We start from the raw sequence: 7,209 nt of genomic DNA on the forward strand, positions 1-7,209 counted from the left end.
AAGGATGTTCGGGCCGCCGACATCGACGAGGTGGATCACCGGATTCTGGCCGTCCTGCACGGTGACGCGCGGATCACCAACAATGCGCTGGCCGAGGCGGTCGGCATCGCACCCTCGACGTGTCACGGCCGGGTGCGACGGTTGGTCGACCTAGGTGTGATCCGCGGGTTCTATACCGATGTCGATCCCGTCGCGGTCGGATTGCCGCTGCAGGCAATGATTTCGGTCAGTCTGCAGTCCCACGCGCGTGGGAAGATCCGCAGCTTCATCGCCCAGATCCGCCGCCGACGGCAGGTCATGGACGTTTATTTCCTGGCCGGCGCCGACGACTTCATCCTGCACGTCGCCGCCCGCGACACCGAAGATCTGCGAGCCTTCGTCGTCGAGCATCTCAACGCCGATGCCGACGTCGCAGGCACCCAGACGTCGTTGATCTTCGAGCATCTGCGCGGGGCGGCGCCCATCTAGGTGCTGGCTATGATCGTCGGATGACCGACCCGTCCGCAACGGCGACCGTGCACATCGACGCCAGTCCCGAGCGGGTCTATCGGCTCATCACCGACCTGCCGACCATGGCCTCGCTGGCCGAAGAGGCGGTGGCCATGACCTGGCGCAAGGGAGACGCGGCGCGCCCAGGCGCCGTCTTTGTGGGTCGTAACCGCAACGGTGCGCGGCGCTGGACCACCAAGTGCACCGTCACCGACGCCGAGCCCGGACGTACCTTTGCGTTCGACGTACGCAGCGCCGTCATTCCGGTCGCGCGCTGGCAGTACGACCTGGTCGCCGCGGACGGTGGATGCCGGGTCACCGAAAGCACGTGGGACCAACGGCCCGCCTGGTTCCGCAAGGTCGGCGGCTGGGCCACCGGCGTCTCTGACCGCGCGAGCGCCAACAACCAACACATCCGGCTGACCTTGCAACGGCTCAAGCAGCGGGCGGAGGACCAATGAGCACCGTCGATGACCGGGCGGTGGGCCCGCACACGAAATCCGACGCCGCCGACCACGAGCGCCTGGTCCTGGAAGCCCGCGACGTCGAATTCGACTGGGCCAACCTGCCGTTCCACTACGTGCCTGGCGAACCGATGGCGACCCACGTGCTCAACGTCCTGCACCTGTTGCTGCCGGCGGGTGAAGAGTTCTTCGTCGAGGTCTTCAAGAAGACGCTGCCCCTGATCAAAGACGATCAGCTGCGGCTCGACGTCCAAGGGTTCATCGGCCAGGAAGCCATGCACTCCCAAGCGCACTCGTCAGTGCTCGCCCACTTTGACGCCCAGGGCGTTGATCTGACGCCGTTCACCGATCAGATGAAGTGGTTGTTCGACAAGCTGCTTGGTGACAAACCACGACGCAGTAAGCGGCGGCAACACAGTTGGCTGCTCGAGCAGGTGTCTTTCATCGCGGCCATCGAGCACTACACGGCGGTGCTCGGTGAGTGGGTGCTGAACTCTCCGCAACTCGACGCGGCCGGTGCCGACCCGGTAATGCTCGACCTGCTGCGCTGGCATGGCGCAGAAGAAGTGGAGCACAAGGCGGTCGCTTTCGACGCCATGAAACATCTGCGCGCCGGCTACTGGCGGCAGGTCCGCACCCAGCTGGCCGTGTCACCGGTGTTGTTGTTGCTGTGGGTGCGCGGAGTGCGGTTCCTGTACTCGGTCGACCCCTGTCTGCCGCCGGGGACCAAGGCCCGCTGGCGCGACTACCTCGACGCCGCGCGACGCGGCCTGGTGCCCGGGCCGCTGCGACTGCTGCGGGTGGTGGGCGATTACTACCGGCCGCGCTTCCATCCGTCTCAGCTCGGCGGGCTGGGGTTGGCCGTCGACTACCTGGCGGTCTCGCCCGCTGCCCGGGCAGCGCGCTGAATATGAGTAATACCAACACCATCACCGCATCCGACGGCGTCACCCTCGCCGTACACCGGTACACCGAACTCGACCCGCAACGTCCCACGATCCTGGCGGTGCACGGCTATCCCGACAACCACCACGTGTGGGACGGTGTGGCCGAGCAGCTGGCCGATCGCTACAACGTGGTCGCCTACGACGTGCGAGGCGCCGGCGAATCCTCCCGGCCGGCACAGCGATTCGGGTACCGGCTGGACCAGCTGGTGTCCGACATCGGCGACGTCATCGACAGCCTCGGCGCTGGACGGGTGCACCTGCTGGCCCACGACTGGGGTTCCATCCAGGCGTGGACCGCCGCCACCGATGACGAAGTCTCCTGCAAGATCGCCTCGTTCACCTCCGTTTCGGGACCGCACCTGCACTACGCGGGAGCGTTTCTGCGGTCCGGTCGCACCCCGCGCACCTTCGCCTACGTTGCCAAACAGCTGCTGTCCTCGGGCTATATCGGATTCTTCCTCTGCCCGGTAGTGCCGGAATTGTCGTTCCGCTCGCGTATCGGCGTGAAAGTCGTTGAAGCGCTAGAAGGTATCGGCCGATCAAGCACCCGCAGCCAACGGGTCAAATCGCCCCGCGCGATTGGCGACTACCTCAACGGGCTCAACCTCTACCGGGAGAACATGCCGGCGCCCTTCCTGAAGAAGGTGCGTGAACTCCCCGAGACGACCGTCCCCACTCAGGTGCTGATTCCCCGCCGCGACGTCTTCGTCAGTCCCGCGTTGCAGCGGTTCACCGGCGCAATCCCGTCGGGCGGCAGGGTGATCGAAATAGAAGGTGGCCACTGGGTGGTGACGTCACGTCCGGACGTCATCGCGCGGCTGACCGGGGAGTGGGTCGATCAGCTCGTCGACGGCAGGGTCACCGCAGGCGCATCGGTGGTGTGCGGCGGAACCCGTCAGGTGGCCGGCAAACTCGCGCTGGTGACCGGGTCGGGGGCCGGCATCGGCCGGGCCACCGCAATCGAATTGGCCCGCCAGGGCGCCCAGAAGGTGGTCATTGTCGATCGCGATCTGGCCGCGGCGAACGACACCGCGGCGGCGGTCCGCGCCGCCGGAGCTCAGGCGGCCGTCTACCAGGTCGACGTCACCGACGAGACGGCGATGAAAAATCTGGCCGCTGCGGTGCGCCACGATCACGGCGTGGTCGACATCCTGGTGAACAATGCCGGCATCGCGATGGCGGGCCGGTTCTTGGAGACCTCGTTGGAGCACTGGGACACCATCATGGCGGTCAACGTGCGTGGCGTGATCACCGGCACCAAGGCCTTTGCGGAGCAGATGGTCGAGCGTGGCGAAGGCGGATCCATCATCAACATCTCGTCGGCAGCCGCCTATGTGCCGTCCAAGTCAATGGTGGCCTACAGCACCACCAAGGCAGCGGTGCTGGGCCTCAGTGAAGCGTTGCGTGCCGACCTCGCCGACGAGGGCATCACCGTCACCGCGGTCTGCCCCGGGTTCGTCAACACCAACATCGCCAAAAGCACGATCTATGCCGGGATGTCGGCCGAGCAGCAGGATCGGGCCCGGCAGAAGGCGGACGCCGCCTACCGGCGCCGCAACTTCACCCCGGAAGCAACCGCCAAAGCGATCGTTCAAGCCGTGCGAACCGGCCCGCCGGTGTTGCCGGTCGCCGCGGAATCGCGGGTTGGCTACGCGCTGCGCCGCATCAGCCCATCGGTGTTGCGCCTGATCGCCCGCTGGGACATTCGACAAACCTAGCCGTGACACAGAACATTTGGGCCAGTAGACCCGCCGACCTGTACGGCCGGCGCAGCCGTGACCGCTTCGCCACCGCGATGTGGGGATTGCGCGTCGTCTTCAGCGGGTTCGCCTCGGCGTCGCGGTGGACGCCCGAGCGAGTGACTCCGGTGCCGCGCACGCACACCGCGGTCGTCACCCAACGGGTAGTGCTGGCACCCGACGTAGTCGCCTTGACGTTGGCCGATCGGGACGGGGGTCTGTTGCCGTCGTGGACGCCGGGTGGCCATATCGACATCCAGCTGCCGTCGGGCCGCCGGCGGCAATACTCGCTGTGTGGACCGCCGGGGCGGCGCATCGATTACCGCATCGCGATACGCCGCATCGCCGACGGCGGTGGCGGATCGGTCGAGATGCACGACGCTTTCGACGTCGGCGACATCGTGGTGTTCGAGGGTCCCCGCAACGCGTTCTATCTCGGAAGCGCTGAGCACGACGTGTTGTTCGTGATCGGTGGCATCGGCGTCACGCCCATCCTGCCGATGATCCGGGTGGCCGCCCAGCGTGGAATGAACTGGCGCGCAATCTATGCTGGCCGTAGCCGGGAGTACATGCCGCTGCTGGACGAAGTCGTGTCCGTCGCGCCGGAGCGGGTCACGGTGTGGGCCGATGACGAGCGGGGTGGCTTCGCGTCCGTCGACGACCTGTTGGCCGGTGCCGAAGCGACGACCGCGGTGTATGTGTGCGGCCCGAGCGCCATGCTCGACGCGGTGCGCGTGGCCCGCGGCGAATATGCCGATGCGCCACTGCACTACGAGCGGTTCAGCCCGCCGCCGGTGGTCGACGGTCGACCGTTCGAGTTGGAGCTGGTGCGGTCTGGGCGGGTGCTCACCGTTGCGGCCAACCGTTCGGCGCTCGACATCATGCTCGACCGAGACCCCACCACCCCGTATTCGTGTCAGCAGGGCTTCTGCGGCACGTGCAAGGTGAAAGTGGTTGCCGGCGAGGTGGATCGGCGTGGTCGCGCCGTCGAAGCGGATGACGAGATGCTGGTCTGCGTGTCGCGCGCCAAGGGCGACCGGCTAGTCATCGACGCTTGAGCGGTAAAGGCGGTAGCCCACGTGGGGCACCTTGACGCCGGGCAGCGGCTTCCACACGTAGTTGCGGCCATCGAGCCGGAAGTGTTTGCGCTCATAGAACTCCCGCGCTTTGTGATTCTTCTCCGCGCACCACAGAATCATGTCGGTCCCGGGGTGTAGTTCCAGCGCCTTGTCCAGCAGGCGTCCGCCCAAGCCGAGGTGTTGGCTTGCCTCGGCGACGTAGAGGGCGTCCAGTTGCACCAGATCCGGATTGGAGAGATCCGGCCCGAACAGCGCCATGCCCAGTGGCTGGCGTCCCGACTCGGCGATCCACATGCTCCACCCGCCGCGCTTGAGGGTCAGCGGATAGAACTCCCGGACCCAGCGTGTCGGAGTGTCCAGCATGTCGAGCAGGTAAGGCGCCAGCATCCCTTCCCAGGATTGGCGCCACACCGGATAGTGCATCGCGGCGACCCTGCCCAAATCGGCCGGCTTGGCTTCGCGGAGCCTGACGTCACCTGACTTCACGTAACCATCTCCACCGGTGGCAACTCCATTCCTCCCACCCTAGGCAGTGCGCCGGATCAGCGACGACATGAATCTCACCTGCCACATCAGCCCCTCAACCGGGTTGGTGACAAAGTGCCCACCTCTCAGCGACAGCATGGCTTTGTCGCTGAGAGGCGGGCAAAAATCGCACTGTTCGGGGCAGAGGCTGCTGTGGCGATTGTGACTTTTTTGCCCCGCCCGGCCCCCGTTATGGACCAATTCGACCGGTCTAGTGTGAAGGCCATGCGGGTAGGCGTGCTGGGAGCCAAAGGAAAAGTCGGGGCGACGATGGTGCGGGCGGTCGAGGCCGCCGACGACCTGACCCTGTCTGCAGAGGTGGACGCCGGCGACTCGCTGAGCCTGCTCACCGACGGTGACACCGAGGTCGTCATCGACTTCACCCACCCCGACGTCGTCATGGACAACTTGAAGTTCCTGATCGACAACGGGATTCACGCGGTGGTCGGCACCACCGGCTTCACCGCCGAACGACTGCAGCAGGTCGAGTCGTGGCTGTCCGGCACACCCGACACCTCGACTCTCATCGCCCCGAACTTCGCGATCGGTGCGGTGCTGTCCATGCACTTCGCCCGGCAGGCCGCGCGCTTCTTCGACTCCGCCGAAGTCATCGAGTTGCACCACCCCAATAAGGCCGACGCTCCGTCGGGCACCGCGACCCGCACCGCGAAGCTGATTGCCGAGGCGCGAAAGGGGTTGCCCCCCAACCCCGATGCCACCAGCACGAGCCTGCCCGGAGCCCGCGGCGCCGACGTCGACGGCGTGCCCGTGCATGCGGTGCGGCTGGCCGGGCTGGTCGCCCATCAGGAGGTGCTGTTCGGCACCGAGGGTGAGACGCTGACCATCCGCCACGACAGTCTGGATCGGACGTCGTTCGTGCCCGGTGTGCTGCTGGCAGTGCGGCGGATCCGGGAACGCCCCGGGCTCACCGTCGGCCTAGAGCCGCTGCTCGACCTGCAATGACCGAGGCCCGGCGCACGCTGCGCATCCAAATACTCATCGCCTTTCTATGCGTGGCGATGCTGGCGTACTTCGTCATGCTCGGCCGCCTTGCCATCGCCATGATCGGCTCGGGGCGGGTTGCCGCGGTCGGGCTCGGGCTGGCGGTGATCATCATGCCGGTCATCGGGCTGTGGGCCATGGTCGCCACCTTGCGCGCAGGGTTCACCCATCAGAAACTGGCTCGGCTCATCGCCGCGGACGGGATGGAACTCGACGTGAGTGATCTGCCGCGGCGCGCCTCGGGCCGCATTGACCGCAACGCCGCCGACGCGTTGTTCGACTCAGTACGAAGCGAATTGGAAGACGACCCGGACAACTGGCGCCGCTGGTACCGGTTGGCGCGGGCCTACGACTATGCGGGCGATCGGCGCCGCGCGAGGGAAGCGATGAAGACCGCCGTCGAACTGCAAGCGCGCCAATGACCACCCTGCTGGTGGTGCACCACACGCCGTCGCCGGCCACCCGGGAGTTGCTGGAGGCGGTGCTCGCCGGCGCCAACGACCCCGAGATTCACGGCGTCGACGTGGTCTCCCGGCCGGCGTTGAGCGCCACGCTGCCGGACATGCTGGACGCCGACGGCTACCTGTTCGGCACCACAGCCAACTTCGGCTATATGTCGGGGGCACTCAAGCACTTCTTCGACACCGTTTATTACCCAAGCCTGGACCATGTCGCCGGCCGCCCCTACGGATTGTGGGTACACGGCAACAATGACACCGTCGGCGCGGCGGCCGCCGTCGGCAAGCTGGCGACCGGGTTGGCACTAACCCAGGCCGCCGACGTACTCGAAGTCGCCGGGCCGGTCGACGCCGCGGTGCGGGAACGGGCCTACGAATTGGGTGGCACGCTGGCCGCGACAGTAATGGAGTGACGAAATGGCCGAGATAACCAGGATCTCTCGCGATCACAACCCGTACCCGTTGACCGGAGTCACTCTGGACGACAACGGGATCCCGCACTACGA

Annotated in this window: 9 protein-coding genes; 8 read left to right on the forward strand and 1 reads right to left on the reverse strand. The window is 66.4% G+C overall.

Annotated features, from left to right (window positions below; genetic code table 11):
* From A9W95_RS02330 to A9W95_RS02350, 5 genes are all read left to right on the forward strand, one after another.
* A partial coding sequence (locus tag A9W95_RS02330) for an Lrp/AsnC family transcriptional regulator (protein WP_216638120.1) occupies positions 1-468 on the forward strand: 468 nt, incomplete at its 5' end.
* Between the two features lie 20 nt (positions 469-488).
* Entirely contained in the window at positions 489-950 is a 462-nt protein-coding gene (locus A9W95_RS02335) for an SRPBCC family protein (protein ID WP_067409037.1), read from the forward strand.
* Positions 947-1,861 carry a metal-dependent hydrolase gene (locus tag A9W95_RS02340; RefSeq protein ID WP_067409038.1) on the forward strand — a complete coding sequence of 305 codons (915 nt, stop codon included), beginning with the start codon at positions 947-949 and terminating at the stop codon, positions 1,859-1,861. Before A9W95_RS02335 ends, A9W95_RS02340 begins: the two co-directional genes overlap by 4 nt.
* Positions 1,862-1,863: 2 nt before the next feature.
* Positions 1,864-3,618, forward strand: a complete 1,755-nt coding sequence (locus A9W95_RS02345; protein ID WP_067409039.1) for an SDR family oxidoreductase — start codon at positions 1,864-1,866, stop codon at positions 3,616-3,618.
* A 2-nt stretch (positions 3,619-3,620) separates the two neighbouring features.
* Complete coding sequence (locus A9W95_RS02350; RefSeq protein WP_067409040.1) at positions 3,621-4,697, forward strand: PDR/VanB family oxidoreductase; 1,077 nt, start codon at positions 3,621-3,623, stop codon at positions 4,695-4,697.
* Here A9W95_RS02350 and A9W95_RS02355 read toward each other — a convergent pair.
* Complete coding sequence (locus A9W95_RS02355) at positions 4,680-5,141, reverse strand: GNAT family N-acetyltransferase (protein WP_082982852.1); 462 nt, start codon at positions 5,139-5,141, stop codon at positions 4,680-4,682. The genes A9W95_RS02350 and A9W95_RS02355 overlap by 18 nt on opposite strands.
* Positions 5,142-5,468: 327 nt before the next feature.
* Here A9W95_RS02355 and dapB point away from each other — a divergent pair, with 327 nt between their 5' ends.
* From dapB to A9W95_RS02370, 3 genes are read left to right on the forward strand one after another with little or no spacing between them, the layout of a single operon-like run.
* Positions 5,469-6,206: a 4-hydroxy-tetrahydrodipicolinate reductase gene (gene dapB, locus A9W95_RS02360; RefSeq protein ID WP_067409045.1), complete on the forward strand. Its 738-nt coding sequence runs from the start codon at positions 5,469-5,471 to the stop codon at positions 6,204-6,206.
* The gene (locus A9W95_RS02365) at positions 6,203-6,667 is read left to right on the forward strand and encodes a hypothetical protein (RefSeq protein ID WP_067409042.1); all 465 of its coding nucleotides are present in this window, start codon (positions 6,203-6,205) and stop codon (positions 6,665-6,667) included. The genes dapB and A9W95_RS02365 overlap by 4 nt, the downstream gene beginning before the upstream one ends.
* Positions 6,664-7,116: a flavodoxin family protein gene (locus A9W95_RS02370; protein WP_067409043.1), complete on the forward strand. Its 453-nt coding sequence runs from the start codon at positions 6,664-6,666 to the stop codon at positions 7,114-7,116. The genes A9W95_RS02365 and A9W95_RS02370 overlap by 4 nt, the downstream gene beginning before the upstream one ends.
* The last annotated feature ends 93 nt before the right edge of the window (positions 7,117-7,209 follow it).

The organism is Mycobacterium sp. 1423905.2 (genome assembly GCF_001673155.1).
Taxonomy (GTDB): Bacteria; Actinomycetota; Actinomycetes; order Mycobacteriales; family Mycobacteriaceae; genus Mycobacterium.

What these genes read in the sequence shown, in the direction of transcription:
- A9W95_RS02335 (WP_067409037.1), top strand. Translation starts at nt 489, where the DNA reads ATGACCGACCCGTCCGCAACGGCGACCGTGCACATCGACGCCAGTCCC.
- A9W95_RS02340 (WP_067409038.1), top strand. Translation starts at nt 947, where the DNA reads ATGAGCACCGTCGATGACCGGGCGGTGGGCCCGCACACGAAATCCGAC.
- A9W95_RS02345 (WP_067409039.1), top strand. Translation starts at nt 1,864, where the DNA reads ATGAGTAATACCAACACCATCACCGCATCCGACGGCGTCACCCTCGCC.
- A9W95_RS02355 (WP_082982852.1), bottom strand. Translation starts at nt 5,141, where the DNA reads ATGCACTATCCGGTGTGGCGCCAATCCTGGGAAGGGATGCTGGCGCCT.
- dapB (WP_067409045.1), top strand. Translation starts at nt 5,469, where the DNA reads ATGCGGGTAGGCGTGCTGGGAGCCAAAGGAAAAGTCGGGGCGACGATG.
- A9W95_RS02365 (WP_067409042.1), top strand. Translation starts at nt 6,203, where the DNA reads ATGACCGAGGCCCGGCGCACGCTGCGCATCCAAATACTCATCGCCTTT.
- A9W95_RS02370 (WP_067409043.1), top strand. Translation starts at nt 6,664, where the DNA reads ATGACCACCCTGCTGGTGGTGCACCACACGCCGTCGCCGGCCACCCGG.